Raw genomic sequence first — 21585 nt, 5'->3', positions numbered from 1 at the left:
TCTCCTACCAGCCCAGTTCGTCTGCGGTGGTCTCGGCGATGGCGGGGGCGCAGGTCATACCGCGGCCGCCCGGCCCGGTGACCAGCCACACCCTGTCGCGCACCTGCTCCCGGTGGATCACCCGGGTGGTGTCGGCGCACTGTGCGTACACCCCGGCCCAGCGGCGCCGGATCCGTGGCAGCGGACGGCCCAGGACCGCTTCGACGGTCGCGGTGAGGTGGTCGTACGGATCCTCGACGACGTCGAAGCCGAAGGGGTCCTCGTACTCGTGGGTGTCGCCGATGGTGAGCCCGCCGTCCTTGCGCTGCACCATGAGCAGTTGCATCCGGTGCTCGGCGGCGACGGGCGGCTGCGGCCGGGTGGCGGCGAGGGTGTCCAGCGCGGCACCGCCGTAGGCCGGGTAGTAGCGGAAGCTGTCGGCGTCGGCCACGGAGGTGGTCAGCTCCTCGCCGAGCGGGGCGGTCTGCATCATCTGCAGCCGCACCCGGCGCACCGGCAGTTCGGGGGCCAGCTCCCGGACCAGGCCACCCAGCCAGGCCCCGGTGCACAGCACCACGGTGTCCCCGGTGTGCACATCGCCGTGGTCGTCGCGGACGGCGGGGCCGCCTGCGCCCTCGCGCACCTCGCGGACCTCACGGCCGCCGAGGTAGGTGTAGCGGCCGGAGGCGAGCAGCGCGGCCTTCAGCGCCCGCTGTGCGGTGCGCGGCTCGACCGCGGCATCGCGCTCGCACCACAGGGCGCCGAGCAGCGGACCGCGCAGGGCCGGGTTGAGCCGGCGCGCCTCATCGGCGCCGAGGAGCTTGTAGCCGCGGGCGGCGGCGTCGGGACGCTGGACGGCGGCCTCGGCGACCGCCCGCTCGGCCTCGTCGCGGACGACGGTGAGCGAGCCGTTGGGCCGGAAGCCGAGGGCGGGCACCCGCTCGCCGATGGTCTCCCACAGGCTCCGGGCGCGCAGCGCGGTTTCCAGTTCCTCGCCGCCGGCCCGGCCGCTTACCCACACCAGGCCGAAGTTGCGCAGGGACGCGCCCCGGGCCTCCGTCTCGCGCTCGATGTGCAGGACCTCATGGCCGCGCTCCACGGCGTGCCAGGCGTGCATGGTTCCCACCACGCCTGCTCCGACGACTATCACTCTCATGGCTGTGACGCTCCTCCGCTCGGGTGGACCGGACTCATCCGGATGGCAACGCCATCGTGAACGGCCACCCAATCTTGGACTAGACCCGTTATCTTTTCGTAATAGAAAGAGGGGCGCAGGGAGATCTCCCGCGCCCCTTTTCGTTCGCTTTGTTCCGCTATGCCAGAACGGCGCTCAGCCCTCCGGCTCCCGCACGTCCGCCCCGGCCCGCCGCCCGAGATGGGTGGTGAAGCTGAAGCGGTCACCCCGGTACAGCGAGCGGACACGCTCCAGCGGACGCCCCTCGGTGTCGCGGGAGATCCGGTGGATCAGCAACATCGGCAACGCGGGCGGGGTACCGATCAGCAGCGCCTCGCGCGGGGTGGCCAGCACCGTCTCCAGCCGCTCGTCCGCGTCGCCGAAGCCGATGCCGAGCCGGTCGCGGAGATAGACGTAGAAGGACGAGTCGGGATCGAAGTCGCTGTCCAGCCGCGGCGCCCGCGCCACCGCCACATAGGTGCTCTCCAGACCGACCCGCTCGTCGTCCGCCAGCAGCACGCGCTCCAGGTGCCACACCGGTTCGCCCCGTTCGAGCCCTGCCTCGTCCGCCAGCTCCCGCGGGCACGGGAAGCGGTCGAGCCCGATGAGGGTACGGCCCGGGCGCAGCCCCTGACGGCGTACGCCCTCGGTGTAGCTGGCCAGCGCCAGCGGCTGCGCCAGCTTCGGCCCCGCCACCACGGTGCCCCGTCCGGCCCGTCGCACCCGCCCCTCGAGCAACAGCTCGCGCAGCGCCTGCCGTACGGTCTCGCGCGCGACCTCGTAGCGCTCCGACAGATCGCGTTCGGTGGGCAGCAGCCCGCCCTCGCCGAGATCGTCCAGGAGCGCGGCGAGCTGGGTCTTCACCGCGTAGTACTTGGGCACGCGCCCGTGTTCGGGGATACCGGCGCGGACCGGTGCGCCGGGGGCCTGGTCATTGGGGTAGTCCACGGCAGTGATCGTCGCAGACGGAGGCTCCGTCGCCGCGGACGGCCCCGTCGTCCGGCGTCAGCCCTTGCGGACCGCCCACTGGCCGGTCTCGTCGGCGGCGCCGCTGCTGGGGATGAACTGCAGCGAGGTCACCGCGGACCCCTTGGGCACCTCGGCGACCACCCAGCCCACGGTCTTCTCCCCGGTGGTGAGCTTCAGATCGGTCGCCATCGAGGCCCCGGCGGCGATATCGGCGACGGTGGCGTCATAGCGGCGTCCGTCGGCGTCCGCGACCCGGACACAGTCCGGCGGACTGTCCCGGTAGCTCTCGGAACCGGTGTTGACGAGCCGGATCTGCGCGGCGACCCAGCGCTTGCCCGGGCTGGGGATCGTGTGGCTGTCGGCGCTCTTGGCGGGATCGAGCCACTTCACCAGGGTGACGTCCAGCTTCTCGCCGTCCTCCGCGCCCTTGAGGCTGATGGTGTCACCGACGGTCGACACGCCCTGGCCGAGCGGTCCGTCGGTGGTGGCCTCGTCGCGCGGGGCGTCGGCGGCGTTGGCCCCCTCCGGGCTCCCTTCCGCCGACGAGGACGCCCCCGCCTGGGGCGTGGTGTCCACGGTGGTGCCGTCCTCGGTGCCACACGCGGTCAGCGACAAACCCAGGGCGGCGACGAGGAGCGCCGTGGTGCGGATGGACATGGGTCTCCCCCTGAATGTGGTGGTTGGTGCTCGTGGGGGGAGAGGCACTGTATCTGGCGAGCGGGACGATGTGTAGGGATCAGACCGAAATGCCGTGCCCATCACCACCTGGGGCACGGTCGCCGCCGCGTCAGAGGCTGAGGCTGCCGAGCAGTCCCTCGTCCTCGACCTGGGTGACGACGAGCCAGGAGCCGTCCTGGAAACGCAGCCGGGTCACGGTGGGCCGGTCGGGCAGCGGGGTCTCCAGGACCACCTCCTCCAGGGGTATCCGCTCCAGCACCCGTGACTTCCTGAGCGTTCCGGTGCTCACCCGCCCCCGCGGTCCGGCGAGCACCAGATGGGTGTCGGTGCGCAGCAGCATCCTCCGGGGGTACTTGGACTTTCCGTACCAGCCCAGCAGGAGCTGTCCGGCGCGGCCGTTCCAGTCGCCGTCGAAGGTCTCGTCGAGCCGCTGCGCGGTCCGTTCCGCCGCGTCGTCCCGCTCCTTCGTCTCCCGCCGCGCCTCCTCTTCCTCGCGCTCCTCCTTCTCGCGCCGCGCCGCCTCCCGCGCGGTGGCCGAGAAGGCGCGGTGAACGGCGCCCAGGGCTTCCCCGAGCAGTGCGAATCCCAGCGGTACCGCCATCCCCAGCAGGATGACCGGTGCCACGAGCAGATAGCCGAGCAGTACATGCGGACGGATCCACCCGGGCCGCAGCCGCCCGCCCCCGGCGGCGAAGCGGACCTCGGCGGGAGGTTCGGGGATGGGGCCGATCCGGCACCAGGTGCCCCAGGACGCCGGGGAGTCCAGCCGGCGTCCGATCCGCTCGAGCTCGTACGGACGCAACTCCACGGGGTTCACCTCGGTACTTCGGGGCCAGGGGTCCGATGAGGGTATCGGGGCAGCTGTCGCCGCTGGTCAGTGGGCTGTTGGCGGTCGACGGGGGCGCCGGACCCCGCGTGTCCCGGCGCACCGGACGTAAAGGTCGCGTCAAAACCGTGGGGATCCGGTGTCAGAGGGGCGACAAGGGAATTGCGCAGGTGGCCGCGGTGGGGTGAGAGTGGAGGCGCGCGGCGGAGAGAGCCGCGGAACGGGTACTCCGCCGTACGGGCGGGCCCGGCGCGATGACCAGCACCATCGCCGCCGAGCACCGTGGGCCCGACGTGTTCACGGTGCACGGCACCGTACCTGAGTGCGCGTCGGCCCCCCGTCGATGGTGGCTCGTTCCGCCCTCCCCGCTCTCCCCGCCGCCCCAGAGCCTGGGGTCCGCACCGGACGGCGGGACCGCGTTCACCGCGAGGGCAGCGCCTGTTCGGTCCAGATGCTCTTGCCAGTGGTGGTGTAGCGGGTCCCCCACCGCTGGCAGAGCGCGGAGATCAGCTGGAGTCCGCGGCCGCCCTCGTCCGTCTCCAGGGCACGGCGGATCCGCGGGGTGGTCAGGCTTCCGTCGGAGACCTCGCAGAGCAGGCTGGCGCTGCGCAGCAACCGCAGCCGCACCGGCCCCTTGGCGTGCCGCACCACATTGCCGACCAGCTCGCTGACGAGCAGTTCGGTGGTCATGGCCAGTTCGTCCAGGCCCCAGAGCGTGAGCTGTTCGCGGACGTGCTTCCGGGCCTCCCCCGCGGCCTGCGGATCCTCCGGGAGCGGCCAGGAGGCCATCTGCTCGGGAGACAGCCCGCGCACCCGGGTCACCAGCAGGGCGGCGTCGTCGCTGGTCTGCTGCTCGACGGGGAGCAGACCGGCGGTGACGGCGTCGCAGACGCGGTGCAGATCCAGCTTCCGGGAGTCGCGCAGCAGCCGGGAGAGCCGCTCCATCCCCTCGTCGATGTCGCGCTCCGCGGACTCCACCAGGCCGTCGGTGTAGAAGGCGAGCAGGCTGCCCTCGGGAAGGGTCAGATCGACGGTGTCGAAGGGCGGGACGGCGGCGCCCAGCGGTGGGTCGGGGATCACTCCGGGGAAGTAGGCGGTGCCGTCGGGGTGGACCACGGCGGGCGGCGGATGCCCGGCGCGGGCGAAGGTGCAGCTGCGGGTGGTGGAGTCGTACAGCGCGTACAGGCAGGTGGCGTAGGAGTCCGCGCCGAGACCGCCGACGATCTCGTTGAGATGGCTCATGATCTCGTCGGGGGGCAGTTCGAGATGGGCGAGGGTGTGGACGGCGGTGCGCAGCCGCCCCATGGTGGCTGCCTCGGAGAGCCCGTGGCCCATCACGTCACCGATGACGAAGGCCACTTGTTCCAGGGAGAGCGGGATGATGTCGTACCAGTCACCGCCGACCTCCATGCCCTGTCCGGCGGGGAGGTAGCGGGCGACCGCCGTACACGCGGGCGGCGAGGGCAGTTCACGGGGCAGCAGACCGCGCTGCAGCTCCTGGGCGCGGGTGTGCTCGGCGTCGTAGAGCCGGGCGCGCTCCAGCGCCTGGGCGACGAGGGCGGCGATCGCGGTCAGCAGGGTGCGCTCCTCCCCGTTGAGGCGGCGCGGCTGGTCGAAGCTGATCACACAGGCGCCGAAGGGGCGGCCGGACGCAGTCAGCGGCAGGAAGGCCCAGGACTGCTTGCCGACGGCGTGCGGACGGTCGGCCAGATTGGGGTAGCGCTCGATGTACTCCGCCGCGGAGGAGACGAACAGGGGTTCGCCGGTGCGCATCGCCTGGGCGGTGGGGGTGGACTCCGATACGGGATCACCGTCCATCTCCGCCAGGAACTCCCGCGAGTAGCCGACCGCTCCGACGTTGTGGCCCCGGTTGTCCTCGATGGCCTGCACGATCAGTCCGCTGGCGCCGAACGGCGGCAGCACCCGGCGGGCCACCGCGTCCACCACGTCGCGGGAGGTGGTCGCCTTGGCGAGGGCCGCGGTCAGTTCGGAGATACGGGCGGCGCGGCGGGCGGCGGCCCGTTCGGCGGCCTCGCGTTCGGCGTCGTGCCGCCGCCGCTCGGTGACATCGGAGAAGTAGCAGGTGGTGCCGCCGGGCGCGGGGACCAGGCGCAGGTGGTACCAGCGTCCGGTGTCCGGCAGCTCGATCTCGAATCCGGCCGGGGTGGCGGTCGCGGTGGCCTGGCGGCAGCGCTCCTCCAGGCCCGGCACCCGCCGCAGAGTGGGCAGTTCCCACAGCACCCGGCCGATCAGCTCCGCCTCGGGGGAGCCGAGGGTGCGCTCCGCCTCCAGGTTGACGAAGGAGATCCGCGCGGTGTCGTCGAGGGCGAGGAAGCCGTCGGTCATATGGCGCAGGGCGCGGCTGAGCGCGTCGGACGCCGAACGCGCTTCGTTGCTGTCCCATCCGTGGCCGACCATCCGCACCGGTTCCCCGTCGTCGTCGACGATCACCCGGGCCCTGGCCTGGGTCCAGCTGTAGCCGCCGTCGGGGCGGCGCACCCGGTACTCGGCCTCGAAGACACCGCGCTCGCGGATCGCCTGCTGGGCGGCGGCCAGGGTGGAGGGGAGGTCATCGGGGTGGACGACCTTCATCCAGCTCTCGACACTGGGGACGAAGTCCGCCGGGTCGGTGCCGTACACCTTCATGGCCGCCTCGTCCCAGGCCAGTTCACCGGTGCGGATGTTCCAGTCCCAGGAGCCGACCTCCATGGTCCGGCGGGCGGCGGTGAGGTGGTTGCCGATCGACTCCTCCCGCGGCGGGCGGACCAGCGGGGGCGCCAGGCCCATCCGCTCCTCGGCCCAGGTGGCCACGTCCCGCAGGAAGGCCCACTGCTCCGCGGTCGGTTCTCCGCGGTCGCCGCTCCAGACGGTGAGCGCGCCCACGGTGCGGTCCCCGTCGACGACGGGCACGGCGGCCATCCCGGTACGGGCCCCGGGGGCGTCGTCCGAGGAGGATCCCGGTACCCAGACCTGCCGGCCGCGGCGGACGACCTCGGCGGGGGCGGTCTCGTCCTCCTGGTCGACGATCTCCCAGGGCCGGGTGTAGGCCGGAGGGAGCCCGGCGGAGGACACCAGACGCAACGCGGACATGGGACCCCGCAGGTGGACCATGCCGCCGAGACCGCCCAGCTCGGCCACCGCGTGCTGAAGGGCCAGCCGGAAAGCTTCGCTCTCCGTGGTGTTCCGGCCCACGGCGGCAAGCAGGGCAAGTCGCCCATTCATAGCAAAAACCCTACATCACATGGGGCGTTGCTGATCTTCGGCCGATGCGTGACGCCCTGGCCACCCTGTACCGGAAAAGGACATCACCGCACCGTCGGCCGTTCGGCGAAACGCCCCTCACGGAGGTCCGGAAATTGCGGTGGAGTTCCCCTTCCCGCGAACCGCTTCAGAAGGTCCGGGCGCCGTCGCACAATGCTCCGCGCGAACGGCCCGCACGGACAACGACGACCGGAGGCAAGGGGACTGACCTGCTGGACCACCGGCGGAGACGCTCCACCTTAAGCCTTCATTAACACTTAAGGCTGCTTTAAGGTCCGGTCCGGAATGCGCCTTTCCGTTCAATCCTCAAGCATATTCGTGGCAGAAATTTCCGAACGCTCTGAAACGACTCCGGATCCCGTCCGTATGGAGCTGCGGGCAATCGGAAAAGGAGTCGAGATGACACGCAAGAGGACGCTCAGCCGCAAGAAGAAGCTCGGCCTGCTGGTCGGTTCGCTGGCCCTCGCGGGCACCGGCGCCGGAGTGATGGCGGCGACCAGCAACGCGAGCACCGAGGGAGCGGCCCAGTCCTCCTCGGCCTGCGCCGGACTGGCCCAGGCGCTGGCCAACAACGAGAAGTTCATCGCGGACCAGAAGGCCGATCCGGACGCACAGTCCCAGGCGCGGATCGAGAACCGCGAGGCCGTGATCGAGGAGATCAAGCGCAAGCAGGAGGCATCGGGCTGTGAGGTCGGCGAGAGCGCCGGCCAGGCCGGGGCCCAGCCCCCGGCCGACGCCGGCGCCGGTGACCAGGGCGCGGGCGACGAGGGCGGCGCGGCCGGGCAGGGCGCGGGCGAGGAGGGCGGCGCCGGCGATCAGGCCGGTGGCGGAGCGGACGACCAGGCGGGCGGCGCCGGGGACGCCGGTGGCGGGGCCGCGGGCGAGGTCGTCTGCAAGGGTTCGACCGTGACGCTCTCCGGTGAGGGCGGAGCGCCGGCCGCCTCCAGCGGCGATTTCCCGATCGGCACCAAGCTGAAGGTGACCAATCTGGACAACGACAAGTCCACGACCGTCTCCGTGACCTCGCCCTCGGGCAGCTGCGCCCTGCTCAACAACGCCGCGTTCGAGCAGGTCCGCGAGCCCGGGAAGAACCTGATCCGCAACGCGCGGATCGAGCGCGTGGGCTGACCGTGCCGCCCCGCCGCCGTCCGCGGCGGCGGGCACTCACGGGAATGCACGGACACGGGGGTGCACAGGCGTTTACCCTGGAGGTGAACGCCTGTGCACCCCTGGGTGCGCTCCGCTCCCGGCCCACGGAGAGAGATGTCCGCAGCGATACCCGGCGCCCCGGTCCCGGCCTCCCATCCGCGTCCCCTCGTCGCGGTCCTCGCCTTCTGCGGCGTGATCGTCGCGGTGATGCAGACGCTGGTCGTCCCGCTGCTCCCGCACGTCCCGGCCCTCACCCACAGCTCCCCCACCGCCGCCAGCTGGCTGGTGACCGTCACCCTGCTCACCGGTGCGGTGTTCACACCGGTCCTGGGGCGGGCCGGGGACATGTACGGCAAGCGCGCGGTGCTGCTGATCTCGCTGTGCGTCCTGGTCGCCGGTTCAGTGCTGTGCGCCGTCAGCTCGCACATCGGACCACTGATCGCCGGACGCGCCCTCCAGGGCGCCGCGCTCGCCGTGATCCCGCTGGGCATCAGCATCATGCGGGACGAACTGGCGCCCGAGCGGGTGCTGTCGTCGGTGGCGCTGATGAGCTCGACGCTGGGCATCGGCGCGGCGATCGGACTTCCGGTGGCCGCCCTGGTGGTGGAGAACGCCGACTGGCACACCATGTTCTGGGTCTCGGCCGGACTGGGGCTGCTCGATGTGGTCCTGGTGCTGCGGTTCGTCCCCGAGTCCGCCGTGCGCTCGCGCGGGCGCTTCGACGCCCTGGGGACGCTCGGCCTGTCCGTCGCGCTGGTGGCCCTGCTGCTCGCCGTCACCCAGGGCGGGGACTGGGGCTGGACGTCCGCGGCCACCCTCGGACTGCTGGCCACCGCCGCGGTCGTGGCACCGCTGTGGGGCGCGCATGAGCTCAGGGCCACCGACCCCCTGGTGGACCTGCGGGTGTCGGCGCGGCCGGCGGTGCTGCTGACGAACATCGCGGCGCTGCTGGTCGGTTTCGCCTTCTACGCCAACTCACTGTCCACCGCCCAGATGGTGCAGGAGCCCACCGGCACCGGCTACGGGCTGGGCGCGTCCATCGTGGTCAGCGGTCTGTGCCTGCTGCCGGGCGGGCTGGCCATGGTGGCGCTCTCCCCGGTGTCCGCCCGGATCTCCGCCACGTACGGGCCGAAGGTGGCGCTCGCGCTCGCCTCGGCGATCCTGGCGCTGGGCTACGGGGTGCGCTACGGGACCAGCCACAGCCTCTGGCAGATCATCGCGGGCGCCACCGTGGTGGCGGCGGGCACGGCCCTGGCCTACTCCGCGCTCCCGGCGCTGGTGATGCGCGCGGTCCCGGCGAGCGAGACGGGCGCGGCCAACGGTCTGAACACCCTGATGCGCTCGGTCGGCCAGGCGTGCTGCAGCGCGGTGGTGGCCGCGGTGCTGGCCCATGTGACCTTCGTGGTCGACGGCCGTACCGCCCCGACCCTCCACGCCTACCAGCTGGTCTTCCTCATCGCGGCCGGGACGGCGGTGCTGGCGCTCGCCGTTACGCTGTGCCTGCCGGGGCGCGACGCACCGGTGGCCGGGGCGGTGGCCGCGATGGACGGCGACACCGGGCGGGGCGCCGTACGCAGCGAGGAGAACGTATGACGAGCCCTGTCGGCGAGACCGGTCAGCAGGCCATCCAGCGCGCCGCCCGGCGGGCGTTCACCCGGCAGCCGTACGCCGAGGTGACCATCCGCGGGATCGCGGCCGACGCGGGGGTCAGCCCCTCCCTCGTGGTCAAGCACTTCGGCAGCAAGGAGCGGCTGTTCAACAGCGTCGCGGACTTCGGCGGCGCGGCGGACCAGCTGCTGGCCGCGCCGCTGGCGGACCTCGGACGCCATATGGTGCTGAGCCTGGTCTCCACCCGGCGCACCGAGTTGATGGACCCCCTGCTGCGGGTGGTCTTCTCCCTCGGCAACACCGATGAGCTGGCACTGCTGCGGGAGCGGTTCCGGGAGCAGGTGACCGTGCGGCTCGCCGAGCGGCTGCCCGGCGCGGAGCGCGCGCTGCGCGCCGAGCTGATCGCGGGCCAGCTGATCGGCCTGGGGGCCACGCTCAGCCTCCACAAGTCGGGGGCCTCGGCCGCGGCCACCGTCGAGCACATCGCCGATCTGTACGCCCCGGCCCTGCAACGGCTGATCGCCGGCGGGACGGACCGGCCCCCGAGCGGCTGAGCCCGGCCCACGAGGTGATCAGCCCCCGGGTCCGCGTCCCAGCCGGGCGGCTACGGTGGCGAGCGCCTGCCATGCCACCTCCGGGTTCCGGGTCTCCTCCGGATCGCCGACGAACGGGTCCAGGACCACGCTGCGGGCGCCCAGCGCCCGCAGCTCCTCGAGGTCCGCGACGATCTGGCCGGCGGTGCCCTTCCCGGCCGGGCGGTCCGGCCCGGTGACCGGTTCCGCGGTGAGCTGGAGCAGGATCCGCGGTGCGAAGTCCGGCACTGGACGGCCCAGTTCGTCCGCGGCAGCCTTCAGCCGGCCCAGTCCCTCACGCATGCCGTCGAGGGTCAGCCGCAGCGGGTGCCAGGCGTCGCCGAGCCGTACCGCCCGGCGGATCCCGGCGGGGCTGTTGCCGCCCACCCAGACCGGGATGTCCCCGCCCCGGTAGTCGGCGTCGTTCTCCCAGGCGCCGCGGATGGCTGTCAGATACTCGTCGGTCAGCCTGCCGCGCCGCTCGAAGGGGACGCCCAGCGCCCGGTACTCCTGGCGCGCCCAGCCGACCCCCACCCCGAGCACCAGCCGACCCCCGCTCAGCTGGTTCAGGTTGGCCGCCATACGCGCCACGGTGAGCGGATGGCGGTACGGCACGATCAGCACGGTGGTGCCCAGGCGCACCCGGTCGGTGATCCCGGCCAGCCACGACAGAGTGGTGAAGGGCTCGTAGAACGGTGCCGGGTACTGCTCGGCGACATCGGGGGTCACCACGAGGTGGTCCGAGACCATCAGCAGGTCGTAGCCGAGGCCCTCCACCGTCCGCGCCCATCTCCGCAGCGTCTCCGGGTCGGTTCCGGGGCCGAAGTTCGGGACGTTCACACCTATCTCCATGGCCCTCAGCGTAGGCAGTGATCACCCTCCAGCGGAACAGAGTTTTCACGGCATCAGGGTGTTCCCGCCGTGGATCTGCCGGTACGGTGGCCGAATGACCGAGAGTCTCGACACCACCGACTGGTCGATCCTGGCCGAGCTCCAGCGGGACGGACGACTGCCCATCACCGAGCTGAGCCGCCGGGTGAGCCTGAGCGCCTCCGCCACCACCGACCGGGTCAAACGGCTGGAGTCGCTGGGCGTCATCACCGGGTACCGGGCCGAACTCGACCTGGAGAAGGCCGGTTTCCCGCTGCTGGCGCTGGTGCGCCTGAAGTACTCCGGCAATCTGCACCAGCCGCTGCACCGGGTGCTCGAGGAACGCCAGGAGATCCTGGAGTGTCTGCGCACCACCGGCGACGACTGCTACACCGTGCGGGTGGCGGCGACCTCCATGGGGCATCTGGAGGAGGTCGTGGACGAGTTGGCCCAGTTCGGCTCCACCACCACCAGCCTGGTCTACAGCAGGACCCTGTCCTACCGCGGCCCCGCCGGACCGCCCGGACAGCCCGGACAGCCCGCGGCCTAGGCCCTGTCCTGCCGATCGATCCGGCACTCCCGCACTTCGTCCGCAGCCGAAAGGAACGGGGCCCAGCCTCGCCGTCATGACGATCAACACCACGGACACCAGCTCCGACCGGCAAGGGGCCGCGCTGGCGGCGGCAGCCGTCACCGTCCTCCTGTGGGCCTCGGCCTTCGTCTCCATCCGCAGCGCGGGCGCCGCGTACTCCCCGGGCGCGCTGGCGCTGGGACGGCTGCTCACCGGCACCCTCGCGCTGGGCGCGTTCAGCCTGATACGCCGGGTGGGGCTGCCGCCCCGCGCCGCGTGGCCGGGCATCATCCGCTCGGGAATCCTGTGGTTCGGCATCTACATGGTGGCGCTCAACTGGGGTGAGCAGCAGGTCGACGCGGGCACCGCGGCGATGGTCGTGAACATCGGACCGATCCTCATCGCGCTGCTGAGCAGCAGACTGCTGGGCGAGGGGCTGCCGCGGCCGTTGCTGGCCGGGATGGCGGTGTCCTTCAGCGGCGCGGTGGTCGTGGGGGTCTCGATGTCCGGCGCGGGCGGCGCCTCGGTCCTCGGTGTGCTGCTGTGCGTACTGGCCGCGGTGTCCTACGCGACCGGGGTGGTCTCCCAGAAGCCCGCGCTGGGCCACGCCGGGGCGCTCCAGGTGACCACGTTCGGCTGTCTGATCGGCACGGTGGCCTGTCTGCCGTTCACCGGCGTCCTGGTGTCGGAGGCCGCGGACGCGCCGCTGGCCGCCACCCTCAACATGGTCTATCTGGGGCTGTTCCCGACCGCCCTGGCCTTCACCACATGGGCCTTCGCCCTGGCCCGCACCACCGCGGGGAAGATGGGCGCGACCACCTATGTGGTGCCCGCGCTGGTGGTCCTCATGTCCTGGCTGTTCCTGGACGAGGTACCGGAGGTCCTCACCCTGGTGGGCGGGGCGCTGTGCCTGGCCGGAGTGGCCGTCTCCCGGCGCCGTCCGCGCCCCGCGGCGACCACGGTGGTGGCGGTGTCCCAGCCCGCCGTCGCGCCCCGCGAGGAGCCGACACCGGCCGACTGACGTCCGCGGGTGCGCTGTTTCCATGGAGCTTCCGGACATGAACTGACCGTGATGTCCGAGTGTGACCGGTATCGCAGGATGACCCCGTCGCTCGTGGGTACCCGTCGCCCATGGACAGAAATGAGCAGCCCCTGCTCACGCCCGATCTGCCGCCTCTGGTCGACGTACCGGACCTGACGTTCCCCGCCAGGGGAACCCGGGCCGACGGTGCGACGACCGCGGTGGACCGGGAAGGCGACAAGGATTCCGGTCCCCCATCCCCCGCCACCGGTCGCGCCGCCGGACACCCCCTCGCGGCGTAGCCCCCACGACCTCGGCGGCTCACTCACGACGCCGGCGCCCTCCGCAGCCCGTACAGACAGGCTCCGAGGACCAGGACCGCGGCCCCCGCGATCACCGAGGTCAGCGGCAGGGCGCACGCCAGGACCGCACACCCGGCCAGGCCCAGGACCGGTACCGCTCGTACCGGACGTCCCTCGGCCGGGGTGAGGGTCCAGGCGGCGGCGTTGGCGATGGCGTAGTAGACCAGCACGCCGAACGACGAGAACCCGATCGCCCCGCGCAGATCCACCGTGGCCGCCAGGACCGCCACCACGGCACCGACGGCCAGGACCGCGCGGTGCGGCACCGCGAACCGCGGATGGACCGCGGCCAGCGGTGCGGGCAGTCGCCGGTCGCGTGCCATCGCCAGAACGGTCCGGGAGACGCCCAGGATCAGCGCGAGCAACGCACCGAGCGCGCCCACCGCGGCGCCCACCCGGACCACCGGCACCAGCCCCGGCAGCCCGGCGGCGCGGACGACATCGGCCAGCGGCGCCGTGGCCCCGGCCAGTCCGTCAGCGCCCAGCACGCTCAGGGCCGCCACCGCGACCGCCGCGTAGACGGCGAGGGCGACACCCAGCGCCAGCGGTACGGCGCGCGGGATGGTGCGCGCCGGATCCCGCACCTCCTCGCCGAGCGTGGCGATCCTGGCGTATCCGGCGAAGGCGAAGAACAGCAGCCCCGCGGCGCGCAGCACCCCGCCGACGGTGGTGTCGCCGCCCGGGTCCAGCCGGGAGGTGTCGGCCGCGCCGGAGGCGAACGCGCCGGCCACCACTGCGGCGAGCACGGCGAGCACCACGGCCACGACGGCCCTCGTCAGCCAGGCGGCCTTGCGCACCCCGAGGTAGTCGACGGCGGTCAGCGCCACCACGGCCGCCACCGCAACCGCCCGCGCGTGGTCCGCCCAGACGTAGTGGCCGACGGTCAGCGCCATCGCCGCGCAGGACGCGGTCTTGCCGACCACGAACGCCCATCCGGCGAGATGGCCCCAGAACTCCCCCAGCCGCTCGCGGCCGTACACATAGGTGCCACCCGACGCGGGGTACCGGGCGGCCAGCCGCGCGGAGGAGGTGGCGTTGCAGTACGCCACCGCCGCGGCGACCGCCAGCCCGATCAGCAGTCCGGACCCGGCGGCGCGCGCGGCCGGGGCGAGGGCGGCGAAGATCCCGGCGCCGATCATCGCGCCGAGGCCCACCACCACCGCGTCGAGGACACCCAGCCGGCGCCCCAGTTCCGAGGGCGGCGGACCGGGGGCGCCGGAGACGTCGGAGGCGGTCGGCGGCTGGCTCATATCTACTCCCGGGCGGCGCGGCTCCTGCGGCTGAGTCGCAGCGTAAGGCCCAGCGGCATCAGGGTGAGGCGTTCGGCGACCCGGAGCCGGTAGCCGGGGTCGGGGTGCAGGTCGTAGCGGCGCAGCAGCAGTCCCAGCACCAATGTGGCCTCGTGGAGGGCGAACTGGCGGCCGATGCAGGCGCGGGCCCCGGTGCCGAACGGTTTGAACACCTGGGCGGGCCGGGCCCGTACGGCTTGTGGCGCGAACCGGTCCGGGTCGAACGCCTCGGGATCCGGCCCCCACGCCGAGGGGTCCCGGTGCAACATCGCCACCAGGACCAGCGCCCAGGCGCCGCGGCGCATCGGGTGGACCCCGCCCAGCAGCGTGTCCTGGAGCGCCTCCCGGGAGTAGGCGGGCGCGGTGGGCCACAGCCGCAGGGATTCGTCCAGGACCCGGCGCAGATAACGGGCCTTGGCCACCTGCTCGTACGCGGGCTCCCCGGTGTCGCCCCACACCTCGTCCACCTCGCGCTGGGCACGGGCCAGGACGTCGGGGTGGCCGGCGAGGTAGTGCAGGGCGAAGGAGAGCGCGCCGGAGGTGGTCTCATGGCCCGCCACCAGGAAGGTGATGACCTGGCGGCGGATGTTCTCGGCGGACAGCCGCTCACCGGTCTCCGGATGGGCGACCTCCAGCATCCGGTCCAGCAGGTCCGCCTGTCCGCGTGGGCCCCCGTCGGCCCGGCGGGCGGCGACGATGGCGTCGACGGTGCGGTTGAGGTACGCCATGTCGGCCGTGTTGCGCCGCTCGGCGCGCCGCATCAGCGGGGCCACTCCGGGCGGCAGGACATTGCGGCGCTGGGCGTGGGAGAGAGTGCCGACCATCGCCGAGACGAACGGGTGCGGCCGGTCGCGTTCGAAGGAGCCGAAGTCGTGGCCGAAGCCGGTCCGGGCGATGGTCTCCAGTGTCAGCTTGGTCATGTCGCCGGGGACGTCCACCGCGGTGCCCGCCTTCTCCCGCAGGTCCCAGCTGTCCGTCAGCCGGGCGGCCACGTCCAGCATCGCCCGGTGGTACCCCTCCATGGCGGTGCGGCTGAAACCGGGCGCCAGGATGTCGTGCGCCAGCTGCCAGTTGGGCTCGTGGTTGTAGGCGGTGAACAGCCCGTCGCCCACCACGGGGCGGAGGTTGGCGACCCCGAGGCCGACGTGTTTGGCGAACCGGGTCTCATCGGACATGTCGGCGGCCGGCTCGGCGCCCCAGACGAAGACGATCTCCCGGCCGAACGCCTTCCGGCGGAACACCGGGCCGAGACGACGGGCGATCCGCATCGAGTCCTGGAGCGGAGTGCGCGGATTCACCCCGAGCACATCGCCGAGCAGCGGCAGTCGGCGGGGCGGGTGCGGGATGCGGTGGAGCTCGGGCCAGCCAAGTTCCGCGCCGCGGAATCCACCGGGCGCCGTGGCACCGCCCATCGCCCCCGTCAGCTGCGCCATAGGTGCCATCTCCCTCGTGTGCGGCGGTCCGTGGGAAGCCCGCTCCGCTTGTTATACGTGGATTCAATAGCGCGATCAGTGTGGTCCTGGCGGTGAATCGGCGTCAAGTAGGGTGCTGACCATGGTCGCCAACCCCTGCGGGCGCGTGCGTCGCCGTATGAGCACCGAGGAGCGCAAGGAGCAGCTGCTGTCGGTGGGGGCGCGGCTGTTCGCGCAGCACCCCTACGACGATGTGTGGGTCGAGCGGGTGGCCGAGATCGCGGGAGTCTCCCGGGGGCTGCTGTACCACTACTTCCCGACCAAGCGGGAGTTCTTCGCGGCGGTGGTCCGCCGGGAGAGCGGACGGATGCTGACGCTGACCGAGGCGGTCCCCGGACTGCCGTTCCGCGAGCAGATCGACGTCGGTCTGGACGCCTTCCTCACCCATGTCGAGGAGCACGCCTCGGGCTTCCGCGCCTTCCACCGCGCGGAGGCGGCGGGCGATCCGACGGTGCGCGCGGTGCACAAGGAGTATCTGGCGGGGGTGGAGGAGCAGATCCTCGACGCGCTCGCCGCCGACCCCTCGGCGGCTCCGCCCCAGGACCCGGGCGCGCTGCGGCTGGTGGTACGCGGCTGGCTGGCGTTCATGGTGGCCGTCTGTATGGAGTGGCTGGACGAACCCGGCCCGTCCCGGGAACAGGTGCGCGAGCTGTGCGCACGGGCGCTGATGGGGGCGCTGGCCCCCGCACCGTGAGCCGCCCGGGCGCCGGTGAGCCGCCCGGGTGAGCGCGCGGCCGGTCACCACGCTCCGGAATGATCCGGCGGCCGTTCGGTGTTACGGCAGTGTCACCAGCGGTGCTGCGCACCGGATGTGTCGTCGACGAGCGGCGACCGACCGACGAGGAGGCGGATATGCCACTGGAGGGCGAGTACCAGCCGAGCCCGGAGAAGTGGGTGCGTGACCAGGTCGAGCTGATCGAGAGCTCCGGGGGCTCCGACGGCACCACATTGCGGGGCATGCCCGTCGTGCTGCTGACGACGCGGGGCGCGAAGAGCGGCAAGATCCGCAAGACACCGCTGATGCGGGTGGAGCACGACGGCCACTACGCCATCGTCGCCTCACTGGGCGGCGCCCCCGAACACCCGGTCTGGTACCACAACGTGGTGGCGGATCCCCGGGTGGAGCTGCGGGACGGGCCGGTACGCCAGGACATGACGGCGCGCGAGGTCACGGGGGACGAGAAGGCGCGGTGGTGGGAGCGCGCAGTGCAGGCGTACCCCGACTACGCCGACTACCAGCGGAAGACGGACCGGCAGATCCCGGTGTTCGTCCTGGAGCCCGCGGCCACACCGCACTGAGCCGCGCTCGCTTCCGCGTACGGACGGCGAACGGCCGGTGCCCACAGGGGCACCGGCCGTTCGCCGTCCGTGATCTCTTCCATCATCTTCTGAATGCGGATCGCCAGGGTCACGGTTCCCACTACCAGGTCCCAACTGCCAGGTGATGAAGGGAAGTTTCTGACTCAACCCCTTGACGAGTGATGCACATCACTGAAGCATTCAGCGGCAAGAGAGCGCTCCCTCAGCTCCGTTTCGTTCATTTTCTGAACAAGGAGAGCCGCATGCCCACACCCCCCACCGACCGCACGGCCAGCGGTGGATCCGCACTCCCCCGCCGCACGGTGCTCACCACGATGGCCGGTGCCGCGGCCGCCGCCCCAGGTCTGCTCACCCCGTCCACCGCCGCGGCGGCCGCCCCCGCCCGGCGCGGCCGTGGGCGCGCCCCGCTGCCCGGCGGTGGCGACCTCGGCCCACGGGTACTGGTCTTCGACCCCGCCACCCCCGGCATCCAGGCCACCCTGGACCGGGTCTTCAAGGAGCAGGAGTCGGCCCAATTCGGCACCGGCCGCTACGCCCTGCTGTTCAAGCCCGGCACGTACCACGGGCTCAACGCCCAGCTCGGCTTCTACACCTCCATCGCGGGCCTCGGTCTCTCTCCCGACGACACCACCATCAACGGCGATGTCACCGTGGACGCGGGCTGGTTCGGCGGCAACGCCACGCAGAACTTCTGGCGCTCCGCGGAGAACCTCGCGCTGGTACCCGTGAACGGCACCAACCGCTGGGCGGTGGCGCAGGCGGCGCCGTTCCGCCGGATGCACATCCGCGGCGGGCTCAACCTGGCGCCCGACGGCTACGGCTGGGCCAGCGGCGGCTACATCGCCGACAGCCGGATCGACGGCACGGTGAGCCCCTACTCGCAGCAGCAGTGGTACACCCGCGACAGCGTGGTGGGCGGCTGGCGGAACGCGGTGTGGAACATGGTGTTCTCCGGGGTCGAGGGTGCGCCCGCGCAGTCCTTCCCCGACCCCCCGTACACCACGCTGCACACCACTCCGGTCTCCCGGGAGAAGCCCTTCCTGTACCTCGACGGCGCCGGCTACCGGGTGTTCCTGCCGGAGAAGCGGGTGGACGCGCGCGGCACCACCTGGGGCGGCGGCACACCCCGGGGCACCTCACTGCCGCTCACCCGCTTCTACGTGGCCAGACCGGGTGTCACCGCGGAGATCCTCAACGCCGCACTGGCCCAGGGGCTGCATCTGCTGCTCACCCCGGGGATCTACCACCTGGACCGGCCGGTGGAGGTGCACCGGGCGGACACCGTCGTACTCGGCCTCGGCTATGCCACCCTGGTGCCGGACAACGGAGTGACCGCCCTGAAGGTGGCGGACGTCGACGGGGTGCGCCTCGCCGGATTCCTCATCGACGCGGGACCGGTCAACTCCCCCACCCTGCTGGAGGTCGGCCCTCCGGGCGCCTCCGCGGACCACTCCGCCGATCCCGTCACCGTCCAGGACGTGTTCATCCGGATCGGCGGCGCGGGTCCGGGCCGGGCCACCACCAGCATGGTGATCAACAGCCGACACACCATCGTGGACCACACCTGGGTATGGCGCGCGGACCACGGCTCCGGGGTGGGCTGGGAGACCAACCGCGCCGACTACGGCGTACGGGTCGACGGCGACGACGTCCTGGCCACCGGGCTGTTCGTCGAGCACTTCAACAAGTACGACGTCCAGTGGTCCGGAGAGCGCGGCCGCACCGTCTTCTTCCAGAACGAGAAGGCGTACGACGCCCCGGACCAGGCCGCCGTCCAGAACGGCGGCACCAAGGGGTACGCCGCCTACCGGGTGGCCGACTCGGTCACCGCGCACGAGGGCTGGGGTCTGGGCAGCTACTGCTACTACAACGTGGACCCGTCCATCCGCCAGGACCACGGCTTCGCCGCCCCGCGACGGGCCGGGGTCGCCTTCCACAACCTGCTGGTGGTCTCGCTCGGCGGCAAGGGCCAGTACGAGCACGTGATCAACGACACCGGAGCCGCCACCTCGGGGTCGACCACGGTGCCGTCGACCGTGGTGTCCTATCCCTGACGACCGAGCCGGGCAGGGCCGGGACCAGGACCGTGAGACCCGCCACAGTGGCCAGTACGCATGTGCTGGCGTGCGACGGGTAGCGGAAGCCGAGCAGACTCAGATCCTGATCAAGAAAGACGTACCAACCATGACAACCGCGAACACATCCGGCCTCGTGCCCATTTACGACAGCATGGTCGCCGAGCACGGGGATGTGCCCACCGAGACCCGCGAAGCCGCGGAAGAGATCCAGCGGGAGGTCGCGGAGGTCCTGGACTGGAACCGGTTCCGCCCCGGCGACTGACATCGGGCCCCGGACGTGTGCGGGGTGGTGGCACCACCGCCCCCACGCGATCCGGGCATTCCCGGCCCCCCTCTTGGATAAGATCGGGACGGCACACCGCACTTGATGTCGTCGACGCTTATCTCACGAGGGGAATCAGTGACTACAGGGATCGAAACTTTCGAGTTTCAGGTCGAGGCGCGCCAGCTGCTCCAGTTGATGATCCATTCGATTTACTCGAACAAGGACGTCTTTCTGCGTGAGCTCGTCTCCAACGCCTCCGACGCGTTGGACAAGCTGCGCCTGGAATCGCTCCGCGACGGAAACCTGGAGGCCGACACCTCTGATCTCCACATCGCGATCGAGGTCGACAAGGAACAGCGCACCCTGACCGTGCGCGACAACGGCATCGGCATGTCGCACGACGAGGTCGTGCAGCTGATCGGCACCATCGCGAACTCCGGCACCGCGAAATTCCTCCAGGAATTGAAGGAGTCGAAGGACGCGGCCGCCTCGCAGGACCTCATCGGCCAGTTCGGTGTCGGCTTCTACTCCAGTTTCATGGTGGCCGAGGGGGTCACCCTGCTGACCCGGCGCGCCGGGGAGAGCCAGGGCACCCGCTGGGAGTCCGGCGGCGAGGGCACGTACACCATCGCGCCGGCCGACGACGCCCCGCAGGGCACCTCGGTCACGCTCCGGCTGAAGCCGGAGGACACCGAGGACGCGCTCTACGACTACACCTCCCCGTGGAAGATCAGGGAGATCGTCAAGCGGTACTCGGACTTCATCACCTGGCCGATCCGGATGGCGGTCGAGGCGCCGCCGAAGGCCGCGGCGGAGGGTGCCGAGGGCGATGAGGAGTCCGCCGACGGCTCCGCCGCGGAAGCGGCCCCGGAGGTCGAGACGGTCAACTCGATGAAGGCGCTCTGGGCGCGTTCGAAGGACGAGGTGACCGATGACGAGTACCACGAGTTCTACAAGCACATCAGCCACGACTGGAACGATCCGCTCGAGACCATCCGCATGCAGGCGGAGGGCACGTTCGAATACCAGTCGCTGCTGTTCATCCCCTCCCACGCGCCGCAGGACCTGTACATGCGGGACCGCAAGCGGGGCGTTCAGCTCTATGTGAAGCGCGTCTTCATCATGGACGACTGCGAAGCGCTGATGCCGGAGTACCTGCGCTTCGTCAAGGGCGTGGTGGACGCGGCGGACCTGTCGCTGAACGTCTCGCGCGAGGCCCTCCAGCAGGACCGCCAGATCCAGCTGATGCGCCGGCGGCTGGTCAAGAAGGTGCTCTCCACGGTGAAGGACATGGTGTCCGGCGCCCCGGAGCGGTACACGACCTTCTGGAAGGAGTTCGGTCCGGTCCTCAAGGAGGGTCTGCTCGGCGACTTCGAGAACCGCGAGACGATCCTCGGGCTCTGCTCGTTCGCCACCACCCGGGACGCGGAGGAGCCGACCACCCTGCGGCAGTACGTGGAGCGGATGAAGGAAGGCCAGGAGCACATCTACTTCATGACGGGCGAATCGCGCTCGATCATGGAGAGCTCGCCCCATATGGAGGCTTTCCGGGACAAGGGGTTCGAGGTCCTGGTCCTCACCGACCCCATCGACGAGCTGTGGGTGGACGCGGTCCCCGAGTTCGACGGCAAGCCGCTGCGTTCCATCGCCAAGGGCCAGGTCGACCTGGACGGCGACGGCGAGAAGGACGAGGAGACGGAGGCCGAGCGGGAGCGGCAGAAGCAGGACTACGCCGATCTGCTCTCCTGGATGACCACGACGCTGAGCGACAGCGTCAAGGAGGTGCGGCTCTCCTCGCGGCTGACCACCTCGCCCGCGTGCGTCGTGGGCGACACCCATGACCTCTCGCCGCAGCTCCAGAACATCTACAAGGCGATGGGCCAGGAGCTGCCCGAGGTCAAGCGGATCCTGGAGCTGAACCCCACGCATCCGCTGGTGAGCGCGTTGCGCGCGGCCCATGGTGAACGCGGGGACGACGCCGGGCTGGCCGAGACGGCGGAGCTGCTGCACGGGATGGCGCTGCTGGCCGAGGGCGGCGAGCTGACCGACCCGGCGCGCTTCATCAAGCTGGTGGCCGGACGGCTGGAGAAGTCCCTCTAGCCCAGCCAGTCCAGACAAAAC

19 protein-coding genes are annotated in these 21585 nt (G+C 71.6%); 11 read left to right on the top strand and 8 right to left on the bottom strand.

Going from position 1 to position 21585, the window contains the following annotated elements; translation table 11 throughout:
• Positions 1–4: 4 nt before the first annotated feature.
• From AC07FT_RS08375 to AC07FT_RS08355, 5 genes are all read right to left on the bottom strand, one after another.
• Entirely contained in the window at positions 5–1135 is a 1131-nt protein-coding gene (locus AC07FT_RS08375; protein WP_479175015.1) for a TIGR03364 family FAD-dependent oxidoreductase, read from the bottom strand.
• 174 nt (positions 1136–1309) lie between these two features.
• On the bottom strand, positions 1310–2101 hold the full coding sequence (locus AC07FT_RS08370; RefSeq protein ID WP_479175013.1) for a GntR family transcriptional regulator: 792 nt from the start codon (positions 2099–2101) through the stop codon (positions 1310–1312).
• 57 nt (positions 2102–2158) lie between these two features.
• Positions 2159–2779 carry a DUF4352 domain-containing protein gene (locus tag AC07FT_RS08365; RefSeq protein WP_479175011.1) on the bottom strand — a complete coding sequence of 207 codons (621 nt, stop codon included), beginning with the start codon at positions 2777–2779 and terminating at the stop codon, positions 2159–2161.
• Between the two features lie 130 nt (positions 2780–2909).
• Positions 2910–3608 (bottom strand): hypothetical protein, encoded by a 699-nt coding sequence (locus AC07FT_RS08360; RefSeq protein WP_479175009.1) that lies wholly within the window; start codon positions 3606–3608, stop codon positions 2910–2912.
• Between the two features lie 438 nt (positions 3609–4046).
• Positions 4047–6848 carry a SpoIIE family protein phosphatase gene (locus AC07FT_RS08355; RefSeq protein WP_479175007.1) on the bottom strand — a complete coding sequence of 934 codons (2802 nt, stop codon included), beginning with the start codon at positions 6846–6848 and terminating at the stop codon, positions 4047–4049.
• Positions 6849–7286: 438 nt separating this feature from the next.
• On the opposite strand from AC07FT_RS08355, the gene AC07FT_RS08350 reads away from it, so the two are divergent.
• The 3 genes from AC07FT_RS08350 to AC07FT_RS08340 all read left to right on the top strand — a co-directional run bounded on the left by AC07FT_RS08350 (position 7287) and on the right by AC07FT_RS08340 (position 10198).
• On the top strand, positions 7287–8015 hold the full coding sequence (locus AC07FT_RS08350) for a hypothetical protein (RefSeq protein ID WP_479175006.1): 729 nt from the start codon (positions 7287–7289) through the stop codon (positions 8013–8015).
• A gap of 135 nt (positions 8016–8150) precedes the next feature.
• On the top strand, positions 8151–9629 hold the full coding sequence (locus AC07FT_RS08345) for an MFS transporter (protein WP_479175004.1): 1479 nt from the start codon (positions 8151–8153) through the stop codon (positions 9627–9629).
• A complete protein-coding gene (locus AC07FT_RS08340) occupies positions 9626–10198 on the top strand; it encodes a TetR/AcrR family transcriptional regulator (protein ID WP_479175002.1) in 573 nt (190 codons plus the stop codon). Before AC07FT_RS08345 ends, AC07FT_RS08340 begins: the two co-directional genes overlap by 4 nt.
• Positions 10199–10216: 18 nt before the next feature.
• Here AC07FT_RS08340 and AC07FT_RS08335 read toward each other — a convergent pair whose 3' ends face one another.
• A complete protein-coding gene (locus tag AC07FT_RS08335) occupies positions 10217–11068 on the bottom strand; it encodes a TIGR03619 family F420-dependent LLM class oxidoreductase (protein ID WP_479175000.1) in 852 nt (283 codons plus the stop codon).
• Positions 11069–11162: 94 nt separating this feature from the next.
• Here AC07FT_RS08335 and AC07FT_RS08330 point away from each other — a divergent pair, with 94 nt between their 5' ends.
• The 3 genes from AC07FT_RS08330 to AC07FT_RS08320 all read left to right on the top strand — a co-directional run bounded on the left by AC07FT_RS08330 (position 11163) and on the right by AC07FT_RS08320 (position 12980).
• Positions 11163–11636 carry an Lrp/AsnC family transcriptional regulator gene (locus tag AC07FT_RS08330; protein ID WP_479174998.1) on the top strand — a complete coding sequence of 158 codons (474 nt, stop codon included), beginning with the start codon at positions 11163–11165 and terminating at the stop codon, positions 11634–11636.
• 76 nt (positions 11637–11712) lie between these two features.
• Positions 11713–12678, top strand: coding sequence for a DMT family transporter (locus AC07FT_RS08325; protein ID WP_479174996.1), 966 nt, complete (start codon positions 11713–11715; stop codon positions 12676–12678).
• Positions 12679–12788: 110 nt separating this feature from the next.
• The gene (locus AC07FT_RS08320) at positions 12789–12980 is read left to right on the top strand and encodes a hypothetical protein (protein WP_479174994.1); all 192 of its coding nucleotides are present in this window, start codon (positions 12789–12791) and stop codon (positions 12978–12980) included.
• Between the two features lie 23 nt (positions 12981–13003).
• Here the strand turns inward: AC07FT_RS08320 and AC07FT_RS08315 are convergent, their stop codons facing one another.
• Positions 13004–14290, bottom strand: coding sequence for an APC family permease (locus tag AC07FT_RS08315; RefSeq protein WP_471198734.1), 1287 nt, complete (start codon positions 14288–14290; stop codon positions 13004–13006).
• Positions 14291–14292: 2 nt separating this feature from the next.
• Positions 14293–15762: a cytochrome P450 gene (locus AC07FT_RS08310; protein ID WP_479174991.1), complete on the bottom strand. Its 1470-nt coding sequence runs from the start codon at positions 15760–15762 to the stop codon at positions 14293–14295.
• Positions 15763–15883: 121 nt separating this feature from the next.
• On the opposite strand from AC07FT_RS08310, the gene AC07FT_RS08305 reads away from it, so the two are divergent.
• From AC07FT_RS08305 to htpG, 5 genes are all read left to right on the top strand, one after another.
• Positions 15884–16495 (top strand): TetR/AcrR family transcriptional regulator, encoded by a 612-nt coding sequence (locus AC07FT_RS08305; protein ID WP_471198740.1) that lies wholly within the window; start codon positions 15884–15886, stop codon positions 16493–16495.
• Between the two features lie 158 nt (positions 16496–16653).
• On the top strand, positions 16654–17100 hold the full coding sequence (locus AC07FT_RS08300; protein WP_432010004.1) for a nitroreductase family deazaflavin-dependent oxidoreductase: 447 nt from the start codon (positions 16654–16656) through the stop codon (positions 17098–17100).
• A 263-nt stretch (positions 17101–17363) separates the two neighbouring features.
• A complete protein-coding gene (locus AC07FT_RS08295) occupies positions 17364–19175 on the top strand; it encodes a coagulation factor 5/8 type domain-containing protein (protein ID WP_479174989.1) in 1812 nt (603 codons plus the stop codon).
• A gap of 130 nt (positions 19176–19305) precedes the next feature.
• On the top strand, positions 19306–19461 hold the full coding sequence (locus AC07FT_RS08290) for a hypothetical protein (RefSeq protein WP_254751559.1): 156 nt from the start codon (positions 19306–19308) through the stop codon (positions 19459–19461).
• Positions 19462–19659: 198 nt separating this feature from the next.
• The gene (gene htpG / locus AC07FT_RS08285) at positions 19660–21564 is read left to right on the top strand and encodes a molecular chaperone HtpG (RefSeq protein ID WP_479174987.1); all 1905 of its coding nucleotides are present in this window, start codon (positions 19660–19662) and stop codon (positions 21562–21564) included.
• Positions 21565–21585: the final 21 nt, after the last annotated feature.

Source organism: Streptomyces sp. NPDC045899 (assembly GCF_056431485.1).
The sequence above is the reverse complement of the archived record's forward strand: the minus strand, read 5'-3'. Positions and strand labels throughout refer to the sequence as shown.